Below are 22698 nucleotides of genomic sequence, written 5' to 3' on the forward strand. Positions count from 1 at the left end.
ACTCCCCAGGTGGAATACTTAACGCTTTCGCTGTACCACTTACATTATATCGCAAACAGTTAGTATTCATCGTTTACTGCGTGGACTACCAGGGTATCTAATCCTGTTCGATACCCACGCTTTCGTGCTTCAGCGTCCGTTGCACCCTAGTAGGCTGCCTTCGCAATCGGGGTTCTGCGTGATATCTATGCATTTCACCGCTACACCACGCATTCCGCCTACCTCTTGTGCACGCTAGCTCGACAGTTTCAACGGCAGCTCCCGGGTTAAGCCCGGGCATTTCACCGCTGACTTGTCATGCCGCCTACGCACCCTTTAAACCCAATAAATCCGGATAACGCTCGCATCCTCCGTATTACCGCGGCTGCTGGCACGGAGTTAGCCGATGCTTTTTCTTCGGATACTTGCAAATCTCCACTCGTGAAGACCTTTACTCTCCGACAAAAGAAGTTTACAACCCTTAGGGCCGTCTTCCTTCACGCGACTTGGCTGGTTCAGTCTGCCGACCATTGACCAATATTCCTCACTGCTGCCTCCCGTAGGAGTTTGGACCGTGTCTCAGTTCCAATGTGGGGGACCTTCCTCTCAGAACCCCTATCCATCGTCGCTTTGGTGGGCCGTTACCCCGCCAACTGGCTAATGGACCGCATGCTCATCTGTAACCAAGATTGCTCTCTTTAGACGAATCCCCATGCGAGATCTCGTCGTTATGGGGTATTAGGCCGGATTTCTCCGGGTTATCCCCCTGTTACAGGCAGATTGCATACGTGTTACTCACCCGTGCGCCGGTCGCCGCCAGAAGTATTGCTACCTCCGCGCTGCCCCTCGACTTGCATGTGTTAGGCCTGTCGCTAGCGTTCATCCTGAGCCAGGATCAAACTCTTCGTTGTATATCTTGTTTTTCTTATTTTATACCTTCGAAGGACTCCTGGCCGAATTGACTTCGTTCTCTCTTTTCTCTTGTACTACACTTGCTTCTTTTCAGTCTTGTCAATGAACTGTGCCCTCCGTTTTCGCTCCGGTTGACCCGGTGTTCTTTCGAAAAGCGATGCAAAGGTAGGCGTTTTTATATATTCCCTCCAAATTTTTTGAGGACTTTTTTATGCTATAAAACATACTTTTCTCTCAACTTCCCCATTTTCACTCCGTTATAAACAAACTTTTTTTTCGCAAAAAATTCGTTCCTGCCACTCTACGGAGCAACAGGAACGAACAAAGGGTATTCGAGTGAAATTATCGGCTTATATCTTCTCACACGGCAACCCGAAAGCTTCGGCTACGGCAGGATAAACGATTTTACCGTCGACTACATTCAGACCTTTGCAGAGAGCTTCGTCTTCGGCACAGGCTTTTTCCCAACCTTTATCGGCCAGCTTGAGGGCATAGGGCAAAGTTGCGTTGGTCAAGGCCAAGGTCGAGGTGGCCGAAACGGCTCCCGGAATATTGGCCACGCAATAGTGCACGATACCATCGACTTCGTAGACGGGCTCGGAGTGTGTAGTCGGATGCGAAGTCTCGAAGCAGCCACCCTGATCGATTGCGACATCGACCAGCACCGACCCCTTCTCCATCAATCCCAGCATATCACGGGTGATGAGATGCGGCGCCTTGGCTCCGGGGATAAGCACAGCCCCGATTACCAAATCGGTCGTGGGAAGCTCGGCTCGTATATTGAATTCGGACGAGTAGAGGGTCTTGATGTTGGCGGGGCGAACCTCATCGATGTAGCGCAACCGGGCCAGCGACAAGTCGGCAATGGTAACATCGGCACCCATACCGGCGGCCACACAGGCAGCAGCATAACCTACCACACCACCACCGATTACCAGCACCTTGGCCGGTTTCACACCCGGCACACCGCCCATCAGTTTACCTTTGCCGCCCTGCGGGCGCTCCAGGAAGCGGGCCCCCTCTTGGGTAGCCATACGGCCGGCCACCTCGGACATGGGGATAAGCAGCGGCAGACTGTGGTCTTTCAGCTCGACCGTTTCATAGGCCAAACAGGTAGCCCCACTGGCCATCATAGCCTCGGTGAGCTTGCGGTCCGATGCAAAATGGAAATAGGTAAACAACAACTGCCCTTTGCAAATGAGGGGATACTCGGGCTCGATGGGCTCCTTGACCTTGACTATCATCTCGGCCACGGCATATACATCGGCAATGGTGGGCAATATCTTGGCACCCACACGCTCGTACTGCTCGTCGGGGAACCCGCTATTTTCGCCTGCGCCTTTCTGCACATACACCGTATGACCTCTCCGTACCAGTTCGTTCACTCCGGCGGGAGTCATACCCACTCGATTCTCGTTGTTCTTGATTTCTTTGGGGATTCCTACTATCATAGATTAAGATTTATAAGATTAAATTATTTCGGTTGAAAGATAAGAATTTTATTCTTTTTTTCCATCATGCCGAGCCCGTTTTTTACACAAAAAAGCGGGACGATTCGGGTTTAACCCCCATCGCCCCGCCGAGATGCCTGTATTTACGGGATTCAGTTTGTCTTCACCATCAATACCGAGGGGACTGCACGCTCGCCTTCGTGGTCGTACTTGCCATTGTCGCAAGGGTGATTGATCACGCCATAGGACTGGATATAGAGGGTCGAAGAGCCCCCACCGTCGAGGTTGAGAGCATCGGTCGCCCCCATCTGCCGAGCAAAGGTGCGCAGATCGTAGAGGTTCACCCCCTTGGCTCCATCGAGACGGCCATCGAAGACGATGAAGAGCACCCGATTGTCGTCGGTCGTTGCCACGCAGGTACGCGGGTGTGTATCGGTTGTAAACGAATTGGCCCACATGGCCACATCGTGCCCGTTGTCCATCATCAGCGGCCCCGACACGACTACCTGCTGATAGTCGCCCCCGAGCGAAGCCTCGTCGTTCGAGCTCCACGTCTTTATCTCCACCCGGTCGCCCGTGGCACAGAAGGCCCCGGTGGCACGAGTCGAAAACTCGTTGGTCTCGGTGGTAGCCACCACAGTGCCATTGCACTTCAAGAAGTGACGGCTTACACCGGTCGAGGTATTGAAAAAGGTTCCGTTTATCGCCGCCAACGCATTGGCCGCGATGGCCCGGTCGCTGGTAGTCTTGCTCAACGAGACCTCATACGAAACGACAAACGAAACATTGGCCTTGTTCAGGTCGATTTCCAACATGCTTATCGTTTGCGGATAGTCAAAGAGCTTTTGCACCTGAGCCGTCTTGCTCACGACACCATCCCGAATCTCCCGCTCCTGCCACGAAATCTGAGCGATAGCTATCGAGTCGGCCTCGTTTTCGCCCGAGGGGCGGGTAGGTATCGAGGCGTGATTGTCATCATCGCCACACGACGTGAAAGGTACGACTGCCATCAAGGCAACCGCAACCAGAAACAACTTACTCCACTTCATTCCTGTTCGATATTATACTCGGGAATACCGAATCAGAAGTTGAATCGCTCTTGCTTCATCTCGCCCAAGGAGTGCATCTGCCCCACATAAGTGACAAAGTGAGTAGTCTGCTCATGGGCACGCAGAGCCTCATCGTCTTTCCAGGTTTCACAAATCATCAACACATCGTGACGCGTAGCACTCTCGAAAATATCGTAAGCCACACAGCCCACCTCTTTGAGTGAGCATTCGGTCAACTTTTTAGCAATCTCCAAAAATTCGGCGCGACGAGCCTCATCGACTCTCACAAAAACATTTAATCTAATCATCGTTTTTACGGTTTATAGGGTTTCTTTTCGAGGGAGTAAAAATAGAGTTTTCCGTTCACAATAAAAAGAGAAAATAGCACAATAAATACAAAAGTAGATAAAGCAAAGAGGTCGCAAGGGTATCAATACCCCTGCGACCTCCCGGTACAATTTCATTATGCTTCGTTTCCCAATCCACGCCGCAGCGGGGACATTCTCCGGTCCATCAGAACGGCAGATCGTCGGTCGACGAGGCCGGCATGTCGGAAGCAGCCGGGGCCGGCGGGAACGGAGGTATATCGTTGGGCATGGGCGGCATATCGGGTACGCCCTGAGCTGCGGGAGCCGACTTCTCTATTTTCCAGGCTCTCACGTCGGTGTACCAACGGCCGTTAAACTCGCGGCTCTCGAGGTCGAAGCTGACCGTCACGTCGTCGCCGATTGCTGCCGGATATTGATCTACCTTATCGCCAAAAAGATTGAAACATACCTTGCGAGGATATTGCTCCTCGGTTTCCAATACATACTCTTGTTTCTTCCACGGGTTGCCGGCTCTCGATACACCCTCCTGCAACGGCAGCACGTGAATGATTTTTCCTTTGATTTCCATATTGAGTGTTACAAATTATTCGGCAACAAATATAGTGAAAGGTGAGAGCAGAGGCAAACAAAAACGAAGTTTTTAAGTTTGACTATGCCGAACCGACTCCTATATTCTGAAAATATAGTGAAAGGTGAGAGCAGAGGCAAACAAAAGAACGAAGTTTTTAAGTTTGACTATGCCGAACCGACTCCTATATTCTGAAAATATAGTGAAAGGTGAGAGCAGAGGCAAACAAAAACGAAGTTTTTAAGTTTGACTATGCCGAACCGACTCCTATATTCTGAAAATATAGTGAAAGGTGAGAGCAGGGGCAAACAAAAACGAAGTTTTTAAGTTTGACTATGCCGAACCGACTCCTATATTCTGAAAATATAGTGAAAGGTGAGAGCAGAGGCAAACAAAAACGAAGTTTTTAAGTTTGACTATGCCGAACCGACTCCTATATTCTGAAAATATAGTGAAAGGTGAGAGCAGGGGCAAACAAAAACGAAGTTTTTAAGTTTGACTATGCCGAACCGACTCCTATACCCCGAGAGTACGACGAAAGTCAAGCGGAAAATAAAATATCGGACCCCGATTTCAGATATTTCTTTATTCCAAACCGTATTCTATATTATCGGAATATAGGCAAAGCAACCAAACCTCGCAGCCGAACTTTTCTGTTTTTCATTCGTTATTCTGCAAAATCCTATTATACCCACAGTTAGCAAAAGGAGTTTTTAACGAAAGCCTTAATTTTATAACAAAGCTATTTTCTTGTAATTGGAAAAATCGCATTATCTTTGCAAAATGAGAATATATACATATAAGCCATACAATAAGTAAATGAAAGAAAAACAACTAATCCAAACCATTATAGAAGGCATTCAAGAAAAAAAAGGGAAAAAAATCACCACCGTAGATCTCTCGGACATAGAATCGGCTGCAGCTTCATACTTCGTCATCTGCGAGGGACAGTCGACTACCCAAGTGGCAGCGATTGCCGACAGCGTGAGAGAGTATGTGCAGCAACACACCGGCACCAAACCTTTCGGATACGACGGATACCAAAACAGCCAATGGATAATTATCGACTACGGCAGCATTCTGGTACATGTTTTCCTGCCCGAATACCGCAACTACTACAAACTCGAACAATTGTGGAACGATGCCAAATTGACAGAGATTCCTGACGTGGAATAATTTTTGATACACCATTTGCATCTTATACTATATATAAAATATGGGAAACAACAACATGTCTCCATTAGGGCCTAATAAGAAGAAGCGCATCCGGTTCAACCTGTACTGGATGTATGCGATTATCGCACTGCTTCTGTTTGGCCTCTACTATGCCAACGATCCTTCGATGAGCAAGGAGGTGAACTGGTCGGAATTTGAAAAGATAGCCAAGGAGGGCGGCATGACCAACGTAACGGTTCATGCCAAGAAAGACTACGTCGAGGCTCAACTCAACGACAGCACGGCCAAAGCTATTTTCAAAACCGACAAGATTACCGGCAAGCCCATCGTATACACCAACATACCCTCGGGCGACAGTTTTGCCACTACCCTCGAGGCGTGGAAAAAAGACTACGGTTTCAAAGCCGATGTCAACTACGAGAACAGCAGCGATCTGACCAATATCCTGTGGACCTTCGGCCCCATCGTATTCTTTATTATCTTCTGGATTTATCTGGCCCGCCGAATGACCAACCAGGGTGGTGGCGGTGGCGGCGGCGTGTTCAATGTGGGCAAGGCCAAAGCTCAGCTTTTCGACAAGGACGGAGCCGTGAAGGTAACCTTCGACGATGTAGCCGGACTCTCGGAAGCCAAACAGGAGGTCGAAGAGATTGTAGAGTTTTTGAAGAATCCCAGTCGATATACCGACCTGGGTGGCAAAATACCCAAAGGCGCTTTGCTGGTAGGCCCTCCGGGGACCGGTAAAACCCTGCTGGCCAAAGCCGTAGCCGGCGAGGCCAACGTACCGTTCTTCTCGCTGTCGGGTTCCGACTTCGTCGAGATGTTCGTAGGTGTGGGTGCGTCGCGTGTGCGCGACCTCTTCCGCCAGGCCAAGGAGAAAGCCCCCTGTATCGTCTTCATCGACGAGATCGATGCCGTGGGTCGTGCCCGTGGCAAGAACCCCAACATGGGTTCCAACGACGAGCGGGAGAACACCCTGAACCAGTTGCTTACCGAAATGGATGGTTTCGGGTCGAACAGCGGCGTCATCATTCTGGCTGCCACCAACCGGGCCGACATTCTGGACAAGGCCCTGCTGCGTGCCGGACGTTTCGACCGTCAAATCTACGTAGAGTTGCCCGAATTGAACGACCGAAAGGCTATCTTCAAGGTACACCTGCGCAACGTGAAGATCGACGACTCGGTCGATGTAGACCTGTTGGCCCGCCAGACCCCGGGATTCTCGGGGGCCGACATTGCCAACGTCTGCAACGAAGCCGCCCTGATTGCCGCCCGCAAGAACAAGAAGAGCGTACAGCGTCAGGACTTTATGGATGCCGTCGACCGTATCGTAGGCGGTCTGGAGAAGCGGTCGAAAATCACGACTCAAGAGGAGAAACGCTCCATCGCCATACACGAAGCCGGGCATGCCTCGATCAGCTGGCTGCTGCAATATGCTAACCCGCTTATCAAGGTGACCATCGTACCACGCGGTCGCGCGCTGGGCGCTGCCTGGTATCTGCCCGAAGAGCGGCAAATCACCACCCGCGAGCAGATGCTCGACGAGATGTGTGCCACGCTGGGAGGCCGGGCCGCCGAAGAGGTATTCCTCGGACGCATCTCGACCGGCGCCTCGAACGACTTGGAGCGGGTCACCAAGCAGGCCTACGCCATGGTGGTCTACTTCGGTATGAGCGAGCAGTTGCCCAACCTCTCCTACTACGACTCTACGGGTCAGGAGTATGGATTCACCAAACCGTACAGCGAAGAGACGGCCAAACTCATCGACAAAGAGGTGAGCCGAATCGTAAACGAACAGTACGAGCGCGCCAAGTCGATTCTGCGCGAGAATGCCGAGAAGCATGCCAAACTGGCCGAGGTACTGATTACCCGCGAGGTTATCTTTGCCGAAGACGTGGAGCAGATATTCGGCAAGCGTCCGTGGATTTCGCGTACCGAAGAGATACTGCAAGACGAAGAGGCAGCCAAGAAGGAGGAAGAGGCCGAACACAAAAAACCGGAGGCCGAAGGCAACCCGACACCATCTGACGAAAAACCTCAACCGACAGCCGAAGGCACGGCCGACCAACCCAAGGTTGAAAACGGCGAAACAAAAGGAAATGAAAAAGATACCTCCGACTCGAAGGCCTAACCGCCCGACAAGCGAGAGAATCTACATGATACAAGAGATACAGCCGACAATCGACTGTATCTCTTTTTTTATCGCTTTATCACAAAAAAAAAACTACCCAGAAGGGCCGCTTTATGGGATTATACCTATATTTGTAAACTATATGAAAGCGTAAAGCACAGCCTATGCCGAGTACCCGCTGCCCGCAACTGTCGCTATATGCCTTATAATTCACCCAACATCAAAAATAAGGAACCGTGAAAAATCTACTGACCCGAACTTTTACCGGTATACTGTTTATCGTTATCATTACTACGGCTGTCTTGTCGGGAGCCTATACCTTTCTGGGCATTTTTGGTATCGTCGCCCTGCTTGGCTATGTCGAATTTCTCATGCTTACCCGATTCGGTAGGCCATTCGATCAACTCACTTTTGTCATCGATATGGCAGGAGCCTGCGCCCTGTTTCTCACGGCCTTTTCCTATTCGGGCCAATTAGGCGAGTCGCTTCATAAAGCCTCGATACTCACCTACCTCATCTATCTGGTAGCACGCCCCATCATCCAGCTCTACCTGTCGCCCGACAAGTTGCCCGTCATGGGTTGGGCATACAGCATATTGGGACAAATCTATATCGTTCTGCCCCTTGCGCTGCTCGGTGTATGGGGATACAGTACCGAATATCAACTGCTGTACGGTCACCCCGAATACATACTGATGGCCCTCTTCGCCTTCATCTGGATAAACGATACCGGCGCCTACGTCGTAGGCAGCACGCTGGGGCGCCACCGGCTCTTCGAGCGCATCTCGCCCAAGAAGTCGTGGGAGGGATTTTTCGGCGGCCTGCTCTTCTGCATCATACTCGCCCTGTGCCTGAACTACATCATACCCGGCATGCTCACCACCGTGCAATGGGTAATCATGGGGATACTCACCTCGGTATTCTCGACCTGGGGCGACCTGTGCGAATCGCTGCTCAAGCGTACGGCCGGAGCCAAAGATTCGGGCAAACTGCTCCCCGGGCACGGCGGCATTCTCGACCGGTTCGACAGCGAACTTCTGGCATCGCCCGTGATATTCATCTACCTGACACTCGTTTTATAAACCAGATGCTTGCACCGATGCCATTTTTGCACTAATTTTGTAAGCATCAATTACACATACCTATGAGCGACCAACGTTACAACCTGCGCGGCGTATCGGCTTCGAAAGAAGATGTACACAACGCTATCAAGAATATAGACAAGGGTATCTTTCCCAAAGCCTTCTGTAAGATCATTCCCGATATTCTGGGCGGCGACCCCGAGTATTGCAACATCATGCACGCCGACGGTGCCGGCACCAAGTCGTCGCTGGCCTACATGTATTGGCGCGAAACCGGCGATCTGAGCGTGTGGCGAGGCATTGCACAGGATGCCCTCATCATGAACATCGACGACCTGCTCTGCGTAGGAGCCACCGACAACATACTGGTTTCGTCGACCATCGGCCGAAACAAGCTGCTGGTCCCCGGCGAAGTGATTTCGGCCATCATCAACGGCACCGAAGAGCTGCTTGCCGAACTGCGCGCACTGGGCGTGAACGCTTACAGCACGGGCGGCGAGACGGCCGACGTGGGCGACCTGGTGCGCACGATTATCGTCGACAGCACCGTGACTTGCCGCATGAAGCGCAAGGATGTGGTATCGAACGAGCACATACGCCCGGGCGACGTCATCGTGGGACTCTCGTCCTACGGCAAAGCCTCGTACGAAAAAGAGTACAACGGCGGCATGGGCAGCAACGGACTCACCTCGGCCCGCCACGATGTATTTGCCAAATACCTCGCAGCCAAATACCCCGAGAGCTACGACAACGCCGTACCCGAAGAGTTGGTATACTCGGGCAAGCTGAAACTGACCGACCAGATTGCCGAACTGGGTATCGACGCCGGCAAACTGGTGCTCTCGCCCACCCGTACCTATGCCCCCGTCATCAAGAAACTGCTCGACGAGATGCGTCCGCGCGTGCACGGTATGGTACACTGCTCGGGCGGAGCCCAGACCAAAGTGATGCACTTCGTGGAAAACATGCGGGTCATCAAGAACAACCTCTTCCCCGTACCCCCGCTGTTCAGCATCATCCAGGAGCAATCGGGTACCGACTGGCACGAGATGTACAAGGTCTTCAACATGGGTCACCGCATGGAGGTCTATGTCGACGCCGAGGATGCCCAACGCGTGATCGACATCAGCCGCTCGTTCGACATCGATGCCCGCATCATCGGCTACACACAGGCAGCCGACCACAACGAGCTAATCATCGAATCGGACAAAGGCCGGTTTGAGTACAAATAACGATCAAGTCACACCCCTAAAACAAGAAGCGTCATGTTAATCATAGGAATAGCCGGTGGAACCGGGTCGGGCAAAACCACCGTCGTGCGAAAAATCATTGAGAGCCTTCCTCCCGGACAAACAGCCGTTATTCCCCAGGACTCCTATTATTGGGACAGCAGCGATGTGCCGGAAGACGAACGTCAGAACATCAACTTCGACGAGCCGGCAGCCATCGACTTCGACCTGCTGGTCAAGCACCTCAAAGAGCTGAAGGCGGGCCGCCCCATCGAGCAGCCCATCTACTCGTTCCTCACCTGCACCCGGTCAAAGGAGACGATTACCGTCGAGCCTCGCGACATCATCATCGTCGAGGGTATCCTGATTCTCTGCAACGAAGAGTTGCGCAACATGATGGACATGAAAGTATTTGTCGATGCCGATGCCGATGACCGCCTCATCCGGGTCATCAACCGCGACATCATCGAGCGGGGACGCACGGTCGAGATGGTAATCGACCGCTACCAACGGGTACTCAAACCCATGCACCTGCAACACATCGAACCTACCAAACGCTACGCCGACATCATCATCCCGCAGGGCGGTCACAACACGGTCGCCATCGAGATTATGACCAACTTTATCTCTCACAAGCTCAAAGGGTAAGCCTATGCCGAGGAACATATCCCGCTGGATATATGTGCTCCTCGCCCTCTGTCTGCTCACGGCCTGCGGAGGGAACAAGCAGCACACCGCCGAAGAGGTGCCGAACGACTTCGACTCCATCTGCGAGCGGGGCGAACTGCGAGTTCTCACGCTCTACAGCTCCACCTCCTACTTCCTCTACCGAGGCGAAGAGATGGGTTATGAATACGAACGCATCAAACAGTTTGCCGACCACTACAACCTCAAGACCACCGTCATCGTAGCCGACAACATCAAGCACCTCACCGAGATGCTGCAACAGGGCAAGGGCGACGTCATCGCCTACGAGATGCCCATCATCGGCGACGCCAAAAACGAGTGGCTCTACTGCGGTGCCGAAAACATCACCCACCAAGTGCTCATCCAGCCCCGCAAGCCCAAGGACGAAATGATAAACGACGTGGTCGACCTCATCGGGAAAGATGTCTACGTCGAAGCCGGCTCGAAATACGAAGAGCGCATCAACAACCTCAACAACGAATTGGGCGGCGGCATACACATCCACCACATCGACAAGGATACGGTGGTGACCGAAGAGCTCATCGAGATGGTCTCGACCGGCGAGATACCCTACACCCTGGCCGACAACAACCTGGCGCAGTTGAACCGCACCTATTACAACAACATCGACATCCACCTGCAGGTGAGCTTCCCCCAACGGGCCTCGTGGGCCGTGAGCAAGACCTCGCCCGCCCTGGCACACGCCATCAACCAGTGGGTGAAGGAGAACCAGAAATCCGACTCCTACCGCAGCATCTCGCGCCGGTATTTCGAACTGAGCAAGTCGTTCCCCAACTCGGCCGTGCTGTCGGTCTCGAAAGGACAAATATCCATCTACGACCACCTATTTAAAAAGTATGCCCGCGAACTCGACTGGGACTGGCGCATACTCGCCGCACAGGCCTACAACGAGTCGCACTTCGACACCCTGGCCGTATCGTGGGCCGGAGCCCGGGGACTGATGCAACTGATGCCTCGCACGGCACAGGCCTTCGGGGTATCGGCCCAGGAGATTACCAACCCCGAGAAGAATCTGAAGGCGGCCGTCAAAAGCATACAATCGCTCAACAAAAGCCTCTCGGCCATCCAGGACAAAAACGAGCGGCTCAAGTTTATCCTCGCCGCCTACAATGCCGGGCTCGGCCACGTGCTCGACGCCATGGAGCTGGCCGAGAAGTACGGCAAGAACCCCTATGTATGGGACGACAACGTGAGCGACTTCATCCTGCTCAAGAGCAACCCCGAGTATTTCAACGACGAAGTGTGCAAATTCGGCTATTTCAGAGGGCGCCAAACCGTAGCCTATGTTCATGAGGTTCTGCGATATTACAAAATATATCAAGAAAAAATCCCCTTATAAAAACCTTTTTCTCCAAAAGTTTTTTATCTTTGTAAAAGATAGAAGTCAATCGGTCTGGTAGAAGAACGTCGATTTTCACCGGTCTCTGTACTCGTCAGTCCTCCCTCTCCCCGACAAGAGACGGGAAATGCCGTGTGTGAGTCTCCTGCTCGATGAACCTGAAATTGGCCCTATCGCCATCAAATGAATTGCCGTGCAGCATGTTTCGCGCCATCTTTTGCCACCATGCCGCCCTCTTTTTCAACTTACTAAATTTTGCGTATTACATATTTCTAACTAAAAATTTAAAACGATGAAAAAGAACAAACTGAATGTGGCTATTGCCCTTACCTTAGCAGCGACTCTCTGCTTCTCGTCTTGTATCGGATCGTTCAGCCTCACCAACAAGGTACTTAGCTGGAACGGCGGTGTAGGCAACAAATTTGTAAACGAACTCGTATTTATCGCCTTCCATATTATCCCGGTATACGAGGCAACCGTATTTGTTGACCTCATTGTGCTCAACTCTATTGAATTCTGGACCGGCAGCAGCCCCATCGCTCAGGAATCGACCAAGGAAGTGAAAGGCGAAAACGGTGACATCTATCTGGTAAAGACCGATAAAGACGGCTACACCATTACCAACACGGCCGACAACTCGACCATCGGTTTCGTATTCGACAGCAACGACAACTCCTGGTCTCTCTCGGCTAACGGCGAAACGACCAAATTCATGACCTTCGTCGATGACAACCACGTACAAATGGTAGGTGCCGACGGCAACAACATGACCGTAGAGCTTTCGCAAGCCGGTGTACTGGCCTACCAACAAGCTGCACAACAGCTCAATCTGGCTATGAAATAAGCACCGTATCACATACAAAAAGAGGCCGACCCAAAAGAGATTTTGGGCGGTCTCTTTGTTTTATTATAGAAAAAGATGACCACATTACTTTTTACCGGAGCAGGAAGTCTCCGGGAAGGGCTGGTTTACTAATACCTCTGATTTTCGTCTTTCATGTTTTTGGGCTATGCCATTCCCAATGACGGAGAGTTGTCAGACACACCCAAGAGTCCGTCGCGGACATGCGCCGCATATTTTCTGAGGTTATGGGCGAGGGCGACAAGGCCGAACTCGACATTGACCTTTCCGGCTGACTTGAGACGGAACCTCTTGAAGCCGTGATTGAACTTGATGTCACCGAATACGGCTTCCGGCTCGATCGGACGTCTGCTCCTGTGCATCAGGCCTCTCTCTCCGGTCAGCAGTTCCCGTGCCTTCCTTTTGAATGCGTTCGCAGTGTGGTTCACTTCAATGGTACGCCTGCCGGACTTCCCCTTGTAGCACATTCCACGCAGCGGACAGCCGGCGCAGTTCTTTGCCCGGTATACTGCCACGGATGACCTGTATCCCAGGTCGGAGACAGTGCTCCATGTCCCGGCCCGCTCCAGACGCTGCCCCATCGGGCACACATAGAAGTCTTTCTCCTCATTGTAGTACATGTTCTGTACCAAGAAGGCGTTGTCCCGGTATTTCCGCTTCATCTCCGCATGGAACATGGTGTATTTCACATACGCGTCAATCCCCTCTCCATCCATGTACGCGTAGTTCTGCTCGTTGCCATAGCCCGAGTCCGCGACTATCTCTTCGCTCTGCCGGCCGTATCTTTCCCTGAACGACTTCAGGAACGGTATCATAGTGCCCCAGTCCGTCGGCCTCCGGTAGATTCCGTAGTTCGTGATGAACTGGTTCTCCGTCGCTATCTGGACATTGTATCCCGGCTTGGTCTGACCGTTGCGCATCGCGTCCTCCTTCATACGCATGAACGTCGCGTCCTTGTCCGTCTTGCTGTAGCTGTTCCTTTCCCCCAAGGTCTCCAGATGATGCTTGTAGGATTCTAGCTTCGGAAGGGACTCGTCCTTCACCTTCTCTACGGACTTCCTCAGCTTTCTGTCGCTGATACCCTGCTCGTCCATCCTGCGCAGTATCCTTTCCGTACGCTCGGCCAGATCCGTCACACCGGACTCCTCCGAAGCACATTCCCTGTTCTCTTCGGAGAGGACCGACTCCGCCGTCTTGAGTACGGCATCCACTTTCGCCTCCAGTTTCTCCTTGTTCTTCTCGACACTCCTTTTCCATACGAAAGTGTACCTGTTCGCCACAGACTCTATCTTCGTCCCGTCGATGTACTGCACTTTCAGCGACACGAGCCCCTCTGCATTCAGAAGCAGGACAACCTGCCTGAACAGCCCGTCAAACCGCCCGTCCGCCAGACGCCCGCTCCTGAACCGGTTGATTGTTCTGAAGTCCGGCCGCGACATCCCTGAAAGCCACATGTAGTTCACGTTCTCCTGCAGAAGACGCTCCATACGGCGGCCGGAATAAACATTGCACAGGTAGGAGTAGACTATCACTTTCAGAAGCATGCGGGGATGGAAACTGCTCGTCCCTCCGCCCTTGTAGGTCGATTCTACAGAAGATATGTCCAGCCTGTCTATCACTGCGTTCACGATCCGCACCGGATGGTTCTTTGGGACGAGTTCTCCCAATGTCGGCGGAAAAAGCAGACTTTCGTTCTGATTGTAATCTTTATACACTATCTTTGCGCTCATGGTAAATGCTTGACTTTATTTTTAATTCTCACTTTAAATATAGCAATTATTTACCATAAAAACAACGGTTATTTCTTTGAAAACAAAGAGATAACCGTTAATTTTTTCTCCCCTCCACACTCACTCTCACGCATTCATTCTCTCATTGTGACCATCTGGCGTAATCCAAACAAAAAAGGATGACCCTTTAAAGTCTTTGACTTTTGGGTCACCCTCTTTTTTGTATCTATCCCCGCCAACGGCGAGACTATGCCGGGGAGGGAATCCCCTCCCCGAGCGGAATGTATCAATGCTCGGCAGCCACCTTCTCCAGGATGAGAACCAGGTGGTTCCAGAACTTCTCTACGGCCGGGATGTGCATCATCTCGTCGGGAGAGTGTACGCCCCGCAACGTGGGACCGAACGAAATCATGTCGAGTTGCGGATACTTCGTCAGGAACAGGCCGCACTCGAGACCGGCGTGGATAGCCTTGATGGCCGGGGTCTGCTGGTAAAGCTCCTCATAGGCAGCCACGGCAATATCCTTGATGTGCGAGTGCATGTTGGGTTTCCATCCGGGGTAACCGTCGCCATGCGTAGGCTCGGCACCGGCCATCCGGAAAAGACACTCTACCTGATAGGCGATGTCGTACTTCTCCGACTCGACCGAACTGCGCTGGCTCGTAGCCACCACAATCTTACCCGGCTCGGTCATCTTCACCGAGGCCAGGTTGGTCGAGGTCTCTACCAACCCCTCAATATCGTGGCTCATGGCTATCACCCCGTGAGGTGCCGCATAGAGGGCACTGACGAGCGAACGGGCCACTCCATCTTCAATCATGAACTCGGGTGCATCGGCCGTAGCAACATCTACCGTCACATTCGGGTCCACGCCACTCAACTCGGCAGCCACATCGGCAGCAAAGTGGTTGACCTCGGCCCGGATAGCCTCCTTATCCTCGGGATTCACGGCAATCACCGCCATGGCCTCGCGCGGTATGGCGTTGCGCAGGTTACCGCCGTCGATGGCACACAGGTGAATCTCGTGACGTTGCATGCACAGCCACAGGAAGCGGGCCAGCAGTTTGTTGGCATTGCCGCGGCCCAGGTGAATATCGCCACCCGAGTGGCCGCCCAGCAGGTTCTTCACCTCGACCCGCAAGTAGAACTTACCGGCCGGTAGAGGCTCCTGCTTGTAGGTAAAGGTCGACGTGGTGTCGATACCACCGGCGCAACCGATAAAGATTTCGGCCTCGTCTTCCGAATCGAGGTTCAACAGATATTTGCCGTCGATCATACCGGCTTCGAGACCGAAAGCACCCGTCAATCCCGTCTCTTCATCGACGGTAAACAGCGCCTGTATGCGACCATGCTTCAACTCCTTGTCGGCCAGCACCGCCAGAGCGGCAGCAATACCGATACCATTGTCGGCACCCAACGTCGTGCCCCGAGCCTTCACCCACTCGCCATCGACATACGTCTCGATGGGGTCATTCTCGAAGTCGTGTTTCACATCGCCGTTCTTCTCGCACACCATATCCATATGAGCTTGCAAGATAACGGTAGCAGCCCCTTCGCAACCCGGGGTAGCCTCTTTGGTAATCACTACGTTGCCCGTCTTGTCGACCTGGGCTGCCAGATTTTGTTCCCGGGCAAAAGCCAACAGGAACTCACGAATGCGCTCCTCCTTTTTCGAAGGACGGGGAACCTGAGTAATGGCATCGAAATAGTGCCAAATTGATGAGGGTTTCAGTTCTTTAATCTCCATTTTTTTCTATTTTAGTTACAATTTGTTCATTGCTAAACTTTCTGTACTCGAAGAAATTTATGTTAAATTTCCCGTTTTTACCGATTCTATCGTCAAAATATTTCCATTCTTCGACCAAATTCACATTTTCCTTTCCTATATTTGCACAGCAAAGACGGCCGTAAGGCATACACAACCAACACGTTTGTTTCTGCCCGCTCGGGGGTCTTTGTTTTACTATACAAATATAGTGAAAGGGAAGTGCAAAGACAAATGAAAAGACGAGTTTTCAAATGGACAGAGCCGAACCGATCTCTGTATTTTTAATGAAAGAAGGAATGTGGATTATTTTACTTTTTACCATAGGGTTTCTTGCACTGGCTGTCATACTCTTGGGCATACGGGTTTTCTTCGTAAAAGGAGGACATTTCCCCAGTCCGCACATCAGCGACAACAAGTACCTGCGTAAAAAAGGCATCACCTGCGCCGTCTCTACCGACGCCCGAGAGCGAGAAAAGAAAACAGTATAACGATATAAATTTTAGACTGATAACTAACATGAAAACTTTTACCCTTGCAATCCGGACTCTTACTGTGATTGCCATCTCTTTCTTGATGGTACAATGCGGCAATAAACAAAACGCCTCGAACCAAACCTCCGGCAACTCCGCCACATCGGCCTCCTTCGAGGGGAAATTACCCATTGCTTACATCAATGTCGATTCTTTGCTTTCAAAATACAACTATGCCAAGGATCTCAACGAGAAAATGATCAACAAGCAAGAGAACGCCCGCGCCGCTATCAACGAAAAAGCAAGACAATTAAAGAAAGAACAAGACGATTTCCAACGCAAATACCAAAACAACGCTTTCCTCTCGCCCGAAAGAGCTCAACAGGAATACCAACGTCTCGAAAAGAAAGCGGCCGACTTGCAAGAGTATGCCCAACGTCTCGACAACGAGAACATGCTCGAGCAACAAAAGATGCTCATGCAGATGAACGACTCGATCAACACCTTCATCAAAGAGTATAACCAAGACAAAAAATACGAGGCTATCTTCAACAACGCCAGCACTCTCTACATCAACCCCGCCTACGACATCACCAACGAGGTGGTCGAGTTGCTGAACAAGCGCTACGCCGCCGCCAAAAAATAATAAGATTACAAAACATTATTCATAAGACAAGGGGCTGTGTCGAAACAATTTCAGACGCAGCCCTTCTTCATTACAACAACAATCACACGGCATGACAGCAATTCGCTCCATTCTCTCCATCGGCATCGGACTGATGCTGCTGACCGGTTGCCAGCAGCAAGAGCAGGTTCAACCCGAAGCCCCCGCATCACTCGTCGGGAAACAACTGGTTGCCCTGGGCAACAGCATCACGGCACCCAGCGACTCGTGGGCCTGGGTCACGGCCCAACACTTCGACATGTCACTGACCAACCTGGCCGTGTCGAGTGCCTGTTGGATTGACTACCCCGGGACAGCAGTCGACACCAACCCCCAACCTGTATACGACGGCAACAACACCAACAACGTCATCTCCAACCAGGTATTCCGCCTCCTGCAAATGGTCGTCCCCGAGGGAACGGTCATTCCCGAAACCGAGGGCGAACCATTTCACAGCGACACCCCTGCGCCGCTCGTTGGGCACAAGCAGGCCGGCTCTGATTTCGACCCCTTCCTCGTGATTATCTCGTGCGGTACAAACGACTCGGGCAACGGAGTCATCGGCGACATCTCCGAGCTGGAGAAGCCCTACAACGAAGCCAACCGTGAGACCCTCTACGGAGCCATCAACTGGGCCGTATCGGCAATACGAAAATATTGCCCCGATACCCAGATTATGCTGCTCACCCCCATACAACGAGCTCCCCTGCCCCCTCGATTGCCGCTGTTTGTCGAAGCCATACAACGGGCCGGCGAGAAGCTGGGATGCCCCACCATAGACATGTACAACGAATCGGGCATCACCACCGAGGTAGAGACCCAAGGCCACAAGTATCTCTACGACGGACTGCACCCCAACGCCGAGGGCAGCCGCCTGATGGGAGCAACCGTCATTCGCCACCTCGAAAGTCTATATCCGACAGAAAAGAAATAAGAAAAACAGGCCACTCCCGTGGCCCAAAAGATTGAGGGAGGAGCGACAATGTTTTACAGCCTCCCCTCGTCGGCATAACTGAAGTACCCCTCTTCGCCCACGATGATATGGTCGAGCACCGCCATATCGAAGAGGGCGGCAGCCGCCTTTATCTTGGCCGTCACCTTGTCGTCGGCCGCACTGGGTATGAGATTGTTCGAAGGGTGATTGTGACACAGAATCAGGGCCGAGGCCAACTGCTGCAAGGCCGACCGCATAATCAGCTTCACATCGACCACCGTCGCCGCAGTGCCACCCTGGCTTACCCGCAAGGTATCGATTACCCGGTTGGCCCGGTTGAGCAGGAGCACCCAGAACTCCTCGTGCGGCAAGTCAATCATTTGCCCCCGCATGAGGCTGTACACATCGGCACTATGGGTAATAGCAGGACGCCTGGGCAACTCCTCGTCGCGCCTGCGGCGCCCTATTTCCAACGCCGCCATAATGGTAATGGCCTTGGCTTCGCCTATCCCTTTGAACGGTTTCACGAAATCGTCTATACCATATTTTCCCAGCCGGTTCAGGCTGTTGCCTGCCGCATTGAGAATGCGTTGCGAGAGCTCCACTGCCGTCTCGTCCACATTGCCCGACCCGATGAGAATGGCTATCAGCTCGGCATTGCTCAAGGAGCGGATACCGTGCAGCATCATCTTTTCGCGCGGACGGTCTTCGGCCGCCCACTCGGTTATCTTCAACTTGTCGCGCTTGCGGTCCATGGCTACTTTCCTTTACGCAGACGCACCTCTTCGGCTTCGTCCCGACCACGACCAAGAACCACCTTCAAGAAGTAGGCTTTCAAGAAACCCACACCATATCCGCACAATTGTATGAGACTGGCTACCACCGACAACGCGGCTATTTTGAGACGCTTGTTCACACACCACGACACGATAAAGACCGCCAGCAGATAGGCAACCAGCGGCAAGATGGCCGGCCACCAGAAGAGCGACCCTATAATCATGACCAACGCCCCTACGACAAAACAGGCCGGAAGCCAGTGAACGAGCTTCAGCGTATCGGGGTAAAGCAGGTAGAGCGAAATGCGCGACATCCCGAATATATAGACCTGCCTGAAAAACAGCCGCAGGTTCACCCTGCGCTTGTGGTAGACAAAGGCATCGCGTATGAGGGTAATGGAGAATCCGGCCTGACGGATGCGGGTACTCATGTCGATGTCCTCGCTGAACATCTCGCGGAATCCGCCCACCCGCTCGTAGACCTCACGCGAAAAGCCCATGTTGAAGGTACGCGGGGTAAACTTCTCGAGCTGGACCTTCCCGCCCCGGATACCGCCCGTAGTGAGAAACGAGGTCATCGAATAGTTGATAGCCTTCTGCACGTCGCTGAACGAGTCGTGAGCAGCATCGGGACCTCCGAAACAGTCGGTATAGTGTCGTTGCAAGGCCGCACTCAGCACCTCGAAGTAACGGGCCGGTATCACGCAATCGGAATCGAAAAAGATAAAATAGCGACCCGATGCCCGCTCCATACCGTAGTTGCGAGCAATGCTACGCCCCTCGTTCTCCTTATAATAGTAGTGTATGTCGACCGACGACTCGTAACGCGCCACGGCATCGGCACACCGCACGGTCGAACCATCTTCGACCAAGACGATTTCAAAATCCTTACAGGTTTGTTGCGACAGGCTCGCGAGCAGGTCGCTCACTTCGTCGGGCCGGTTGTATACCGGTACAATAATCGAGAAATAGGGCATAACGGTAATATTCTGTTTCGTACAAATATATAAAAAGGTAAGTGCAGAAACAAATGAGAAAACAAGTTTTCAAATTCGACTATGCCGAACCGGCTCCTATATCCGTGAAACAGATATACATCTTTCATCTCAAACACCCATCCAAGAGCCGGGCCGAAACATATCGGGCACAAAAAAACGGGCCCCGTTTGCACGAGACCCGTTTTTTATGGCATGAATGCGGAATCGATTCTTTATTTGGCACGCTCGATATACGAACCGTCGCGAGTATCGACTACAATCATCTCGCCCGTTTCGATAAAGAGAGGTACACGTACCGTAGCACCCGTCTCGACCGTAGCCGGTTTGGTGGTATTGGTAGCGGTATCGCCTTTGAGACCCGGCTCGGTGTAGGTCACCTCGAGCTGTACCTTTACCGGCAATTCGGCAAAGAGCACCGTCTCGGTCGAAGCATCGGAAACCACCTCGACAACCATACCCTCTTTCAGGAAGTCTACACCCGTGATAAGGTCTTTGTTGATAATCAGGTCGTCCCAAGTCTCCTGATTGAGGAAGTGATAGTGTTCACCCTCGTTGTACGAGAACTGATACGGACGACGTTCTACCCGTACATCTTCCAGTTTTTCACCGATATTGAAGCGGCGTTCAAGCACACGACCCGATACCACATCTTTGAGTTTGGTACGCATAATCGTGTTTCCCTTACCCGGTTTTACATGTAAAAATTCTACACAGAAATAGAGCTTTCCGTCCAAACGGATACAGGTTCCGTTTTTAATGTCTTGCGAGTTAATCATACTTTGTATACTGTTTTGTATTTATATTATTCTTTATTTCTGAACTTTCGAGGTACAAAAGTAAACTAAATCAATAAAATCTCAAAAAGAAAATCCCCAAAAATGGGTAATCTCTTGGTTTATTAAAAAAAAGTATCTATTTTTGCAGTCCGAAAAAAGGAATAATAACGATAAAAATATAACGGCAATGAAAAGAACATTTCAACCTTCGAACAGAAAAAGAATTAACAAACACGGATTCCGTTTGAGAATGTCTACTGCAAACGGTCGTCGCGTACTGGCCAGCCGTCGTGCAAAAGGTCGTGCTAAATTGACGGTTTCGGACGAAAGACATCCTTTCTAAAAAAATTTATCCGACATATGAAACGGGGCTGTATCCGACGATACAGCCCCGTTTCATATTATATCGGCACCTCCGGCCGATACCTGTCAGAACAGAATATTGGCCGAAGCTCCCCACGTGAGCGACCGGATAGCACTACTCCCCGAGCGGGCCTCCGAAACGCCCAACTCCTGCGAGGGCAACAGGCTGTACGAGACCAAGGCCGAGGTGTAGTCACAAAAGAAACGGGCCCCGAAGTTGCGCTTCATCATGTAACCAATCGACACACCGGTACTCCATACGAAGCTGTTGCGACCAAATTCGATAGACTCACAGTTCAGGGCATTCGACGGGATATAGTTGTACCCGGCCAATACCTTTCCGCCCAACGACCAGCGACTCGAACAGGGATATTGCAAGTAAACACCGGCCATGGCCCGCCCCTCGTCGATAGGTTCCAGTGCTGCATCGGGCCGGGTATTGAGCGAAACCGGAATATTCGACACCGTAGCCAAACCACCGCACCCGATGTATTTGTTGAAGAAATAGGCTCCCTCCACACCTATCCGGCTGCCAATGCCGGTATTGAGTTTCATGCCGTTACCGAGACCTATACGTCCCAGCCCCGACGAGAAACCCATGTAGAGGCCCACAAACGAGGGCTTCTCGAGCAAAGGGTAGTAGGTAGGATCGAGATTCAAACCCTTGTCTTTGAATATCAGATCGGCCAGGTAATAGCCCAGTTCGGTCGACAGGATACCGATGCCGGCACCGGCCAGTACATCGGAAACCCAGTGACGATTGTTCAACTGCCGGCTTACGCCGGTTACCGCTGCTACCGTAAAAGCCGAGATGCTGTACCAGGGACTGCGGTCGCCATACTCCTTGTGCAGCATCATGGCCGTCATAAAGGCCGTAGCCGTATGGCCCGAGGGGAACGACTTGTAGTTGCTGCCGTCGGGGCGCTGCACATGCGCCGTATATTTGACGGTGTTGACAACCGTAGCCATGATGGCGGCCGAAAAGGCATCGGATACCAGCATGCGACCCCACGAACTGCGGCTCTCTACGCCGAAGCCTTTCAGCCCCAGCATCACCACAGCCGGAGCATACTGCAGGTAATTGTCATACTCGTATTTGAACTTGGGTACATAGTCGTTACGCAACTGGCGGAAACGCTCGCGCCCCGGTATGGTAGCCACACCGGCAACCACCAAGGGCACCCCTACGTAAGTCATCTGGAAGCCCTTGGTCGAGGTAAACCGGTCGACCTTCTGGTTGAACCGCTGCCACGAGTTGAGCGGCCGTACATCGATTGTCGTATCGCGGGCTACGGACTGAAGCGTGATTTCGGCACGTGCCGGTAGCATGGACAGGACCACGACAACGGCAATCCACAATCTTGTCATGTGTTTCATCTTGTTTAAAAAGCTTTTAGCATAACG

General features: G+C 52.1%; 21 protein-coding genes and 1 rRNA gene (1 of these 22 only partly in view). 11 read left to right on the top strand and 11 right to left on the bottom strand.

Going from position 1 to position 22698, the window contains the following annotated elements:
- From ABGT88_RS12245 to ABGT88_RS12265, 5 genes are all read right to left on the bottom strand, one after another.
- Positions 1–890, bottom strand: a 16S ribosomal RNA gene (locus ABGT88_RS12245) (it extends 642 nt beyond the left edge of the window).
- 351 nt (positions 891–1241) lie between these two features.
- Entirely contained in the window at positions 1242–2342 is a 1101-nt protein-coding gene (ald, locus tag ABGT88_RS12250; RefSeq protein WP_346702377.1) for an alanine dehydrogenase, read from the bottom strand.
- A gap of 152 nt (positions 2343–2494) precedes the next feature.
- Positions 2495–3391, bottom strand: a complete 897-nt coding sequence (locus ABGT88_RS12255; protein WP_346702379.1) for a phosphodiester glycosidase family protein — start codon at positions 3389–3391, stop codon at positions 2495–2497.
- A 32-nt stretch (positions 3392–3423) separates the two neighbouring features.
- Positions 3424–3699 (bottom strand): putative quinol monooxygenase, encoded by a 276-nt coding sequence (locus ABGT88_RS12260; RefSeq protein ID WP_346702381.1) that lies wholly within the window; start codon positions 3697–3699, stop codon positions 3424–3426.
- Positions 3700–3904: 205 nt separating this feature from the next.
- Entirely contained in the window at positions 3905–4288 is a 384-nt protein-coding gene (locus ABGT88_RS12265; RefSeq protein WP_258328012.1) for a DUF3127 domain-containing protein, read from the bottom strand.
- Positions 4289–5107: 819 nt separating this feature from the next.
- Here ABGT88_RS12265 and rsfS point away from each other — a divergent pair.
- The 7 genes from rsfS to ABGT88_RS12300 all read left to right on the top strand — a co-directional run bounded on the left by rsfS (position 5108) and on the right by ABGT88_RS12300 (position 12797).
- Positions 5108–5464 (top strand): ribosome silencing factor, encoded by a 357-nt coding sequence (gene rsfS, locus ABGT88_RS12270; protein WP_087409671.1) that lies wholly within the window; start codon positions 5108–5110, stop codon positions 5462–5464.
- A gap of 40 nt (positions 5465–5504) precedes the next feature.
- A complete protein-coding gene (ftsH, locus tag ABGT88_RS12275) occupies positions 5505–7595 on the top strand; it encodes an ATP-dependent zinc metalloprotease FtsH (RefSeq protein WP_346702384.1) in 2091 nt (696 codons plus the stop codon).
- Between the two features lie 236 nt (positions 7596–7831).
- Positions 7832–8677 carry a phosphatidate cytidylyltransferase gene (locus ABGT88_RS12280; protein WP_258328010.1) on the top strand — a complete coding sequence of 282 codons (846 nt, stop codon included), beginning with the start codon at positions 7832–7834 and terminating at the stop codon, positions 8675–8677.
- 62 nt (positions 8678–8739) lie between these two features.
- On the top strand, positions 8740–9909 hold the full coding sequence (locus ABGT88_RS12285) for an AIR synthase related protein (RefSeq protein WP_258328009.1): 1170 nt from the start codon (positions 8740–8742) through the stop codon (positions 9907–9909).
- Between the two features lie 33 nt (positions 9910–9942).
- Positions 9943–10554, top strand: a complete 612-nt coding sequence (gene udk, locus ABGT88_RS12290; protein WP_087409675.1) for a uridine kinase — start codon at positions 9943–9945, stop codon at positions 10552–10554.
- 4 nt (positions 10555–10558) lie between these two features.
- Positions 10559–11953 carry a transglycosylase SLT domain-containing protein gene (locus ABGT88_RS12295; protein WP_346702387.1) on the top strand — a complete coding sequence of 465 codons (1395 nt, stop codon included), beginning with the start codon at positions 10559–10561 and terminating at the stop codon, positions 11951–11953.
- 292 nt (positions 11954–12245) lie between these two features.
- Positions 12246–12797, top strand: a complete 552-nt coding sequence (locus ABGT88_RS12300) for a DUF3332 domain-containing protein (RefSeq protein ID WP_087409677.1) — start codon at positions 12246–12248, stop codon at positions 12795–12797.
- Between the two features lie 164 nt (positions 12798–12961).
- Here ABGT88_RS12300 and ABGT88_RS12305 read toward each other — a convergent pair whose 3' ends face one another.
- Together ABGT88_RS12305 and ABGT88_RS12310 are read right to left on the bottom strand one after the other, a co-directional pair.
- Entirely contained in the window at positions 12962–14545 is a 1584-nt protein-coding gene (locus ABGT88_RS12305) for an IS1182 family transposase (protein WP_258328254.1), read from the bottom strand.
- Between the two features lie 286 nt (positions 14546–14831).
- Positions 14832–16292, bottom strand: coding sequence for an aminoacyl-histidine dipeptidase (locus tag ABGT88_RS12310; RefSeq protein ID WP_087409555.1), 1461 nt, complete (start codon positions 16290–16292; stop codon positions 14832–14834).
- A 317-nt stretch (positions 16293–16609) separates the two neighbouring features.
- Between ABGT88_RS12310 and ABGT88_RS12315 the strand changes: the two genes are divergently transcribed.
- The 3 genes from ABGT88_RS12315 to ABGT88_RS12325 all read left to right on the top strand — a co-directional run bounded on the left by ABGT88_RS12315 (position 16610) and on the right by ABGT88_RS12325 (position 18381).
- On the top strand, positions 16610–16801 hold the full coding sequence (locus ABGT88_RS12315; RefSeq protein WP_346702879.1) for a hypothetical protein: 192 nt from the start codon (positions 16610–16612) through the stop codon (positions 16799–16801).
- A 28-nt stretch (positions 16802–16829) separates the two neighbouring features.
- Positions 16830–17429, top strand: a complete 600-nt coding sequence (locus ABGT88_RS12320) for an OmpH family outer membrane protein (RefSeq protein ID WP_346702390.1) — start codon at positions 16830–16832, stop codon at positions 17427–17429.
- A gap of 91 nt (positions 17430–17520) precedes the next feature.
- Positions 17521–18381: an SGNH/GDSL hydrolase family protein gene (locus ABGT88_RS12325; protein ID WP_346702392.1), complete on the top strand. Its 861-nt coding sequence runs from the start codon at positions 17521–17523 to the stop codon at positions 18379–18381.
- Between the two features lie 53 nt (positions 18382–18434).
- Here ABGT88_RS12325 and radC read toward each other — a convergent pair whose 3' ends face one another.
- The 3 genes from radC to efp all read right to left on the bottom strand — a co-directional run bounded on the left by radC (position 18435) and on the right by efp (position 20931).
- A complete protein-coding gene (gene radC / locus ABGT88_RS12330; protein WP_346702394.1) occupies positions 18435–19136 on the bottom strand; it encodes a DNA repair protein RadC in 702 nt (233 codons plus the stop codon).
- A 2-nt stretch (positions 19137–19138) separates the two neighbouring features.
- Complete coding sequence (locus ABGT88_RS12335) at positions 19139–20134, bottom strand: glycosyltransferase (RefSeq protein WP_298663503.1); 996 nt, start codon at positions 20132–20134, stop codon at positions 19139–19141.
- 233 nt (positions 20135–20367) lie between these two features.
- Positions 20368–20931: an elongation factor P gene (gene efp / locus ABGT88_RS12340; RefSeq protein WP_008862476.1), complete on the bottom strand. Its 564-nt coding sequence runs from the start codon at positions 20929–20931 to the stop codon at positions 20368–20370.
- A 187-nt stretch (positions 20932–21118) separates the two neighbouring features.
- Between efp and rpmH the strand changes: the two genes are divergently transcribed.
- Positions 21119–21274 carry a 50S ribosomal protein L34 gene (gene rpmH / locus ABGT88_RS12345; RefSeq protein ID WP_008862477.1) on the top strand — a complete coding sequence of 52 codons (156 nt, stop codon included), beginning with the start codon at positions 21119–21121 and terminating at the stop codon, positions 21272–21274.
- 86 nt (positions 21275–21360) lie between these two features.
- On the opposite strand, the gene ABGT88_RS12350 is transcribed toward rpmH, so the two are convergent.
- Positions 21361–22662 (bottom strand): phosphatase PAP2 family protein, encoded by a 1302-nt coding sequence (locus ABGT88_RS12350; protein ID WP_258328001.1) that lies wholly within the window; start codon positions 22660–22662, stop codon positions 21361–21363.
- Between the last annotated feature and the right edge of the window lie 36 nt (positions 22663–22698).

This window comes from Barnesiella sp. An22, assembly GCF_963931395.1.
In the GTDB taxonomy this organism is placed as follows: Bacteria; Bacteroidota; Bacteroidia; order Bacteroidales; family Barnesiellaceae; genus Barnesiella; species Barnesiella merdigallinarum.

Bases quoted from the DNA above. Each gene is read 5' to 3' on its own strand.
- ald (WP_346702377.1), bottom strand. From the start codon at position 2,342: ATGATAGTAGGAATCCCCAAAGAAATCAAGAACAACGAGAATCGAGTG.
- ABGT88_RS12255 (WP_346702379.1), bottom strand. From the start codon at position 3,391: ATGAAGTGGAGTAAGTTGTTTCTGGTTGCGGTTGCCTTGATGGCAGTC.
- ABGT88_RS12260 (WP_346702381.1), bottom strand. From the start codon at position 3,699: ATGATTAGATTAAATGTTTTTGTGAGAGTCGATGAGGCTCGTCGCGCC.
- ABGT88_RS12265 (WP_258328012.1), bottom strand. From the start codon at position 4,288: ATGGAAATCAAAGGAAAAATCATTCACGTGCTGCCGTTGCAGGAGGGT.
- rsfS (WP_087409671.1), top strand. From the start codon at position 5,108: ATGAAAGAAAAACAACTAATCCAAACCATTATAGAAGGCATTCAAGAA.
- ftsH (WP_346702384.1), top strand. From the start codon at position 5,505: ATGGGAAACAACAACATGTCTCCATTAGGGCCTAATAAGAAGAAGCGC.
- ABGT88_RS12285 (WP_258328009.1), top strand. From the start codon at position 8,740: ATGAGCGACCAACGTTACAACCTGCGCGGCGTATCGGCTTCGAAAGAA.
- udk (WP_087409675.1), top strand. From the start codon at position 9,943: ATGTTAATCATAGGAATAGCCGGTGGAACCGGGTCGGGCAAAACCACC.
- ABGT88_RS12295 (WP_346702387.1), top strand. From the start codon at position 10,559: ATGCCGAGGAACATATCCCGCTGGATATATGTGCTCCTCGCCCTCTGT.
- ABGT88_RS12300 (WP_087409677.1), top strand. From the start codon at position 12,246: ATGAAAAAGAACAAACTGAATGTGGCTATTGCCCTTACCTTAGCAGCG.
- ABGT88_RS12305 (WP_258328254.1), bottom strand. From the start codon at position 14,545: ATGAGCGCAAAGATAGTGTATAAAGATTACAATCAGAACGAAAGTCTG.
- ABGT88_RS12310 (WP_087409555.1), bottom strand. From the start codon at position 16,292: ATGGAGATTAAAGAACTGAAACCCTCATCAATTTGGCACTATTTCGAT.
- ABGT88_RS12315 (WP_346702879.1), top strand. From the start codon at position 16,610: ATGTGGATTATTTTACTTTTTACCATAGGGTTTCTTGCACTGGCTGTC.
- ABGT88_RS12320 (WP_346702390.1), top strand. From the start codon at position 16,830: ATGAAAACTTTTACCCTTGCAATCCGGACTCTTACTGTGATTGCCATC.
- ABGT88_RS12325 (WP_346702392.1), top strand. From the start codon at position 17,521: ATGACAGCAATTCGCTCCATTCTCTCCATCGGCATCGGACTGATGCTG.
- radC (WP_346702394.1), bottom strand. From the start codon at position 19,136: ATGGACCGCAAGCGCGACAAGTTGAAGATAACCGAGTGGGCGGCCGAA.
- ABGT88_RS12335 (WP_298663503.1), bottom strand. From the start codon at position 20,134: ATGCCCTATTTCTCGATTATTGTACCGGTATACAACCGGCCCGACGAA.
- efp (WP_008862476.1), bottom strand. From the start codon at position 20,931: ATGATTAACTCGCAAGACATTAAAAACGGAACCTGTATCCGTTTGGAC.
- rpmH (WP_008862477.1), top strand. From the start codon at position 21,119: ATGAAAAGAACATTTCAACCTTCGAACAGAAAAAGAATTAACAAACAC.
- ABGT88_RS12350 (WP_258328001.1), bottom strand. From the start codon at position 22,662: ATGACAAGATTGTGGATTGCCGTTGTCGTGGTCCTGTCCATGCTACCG.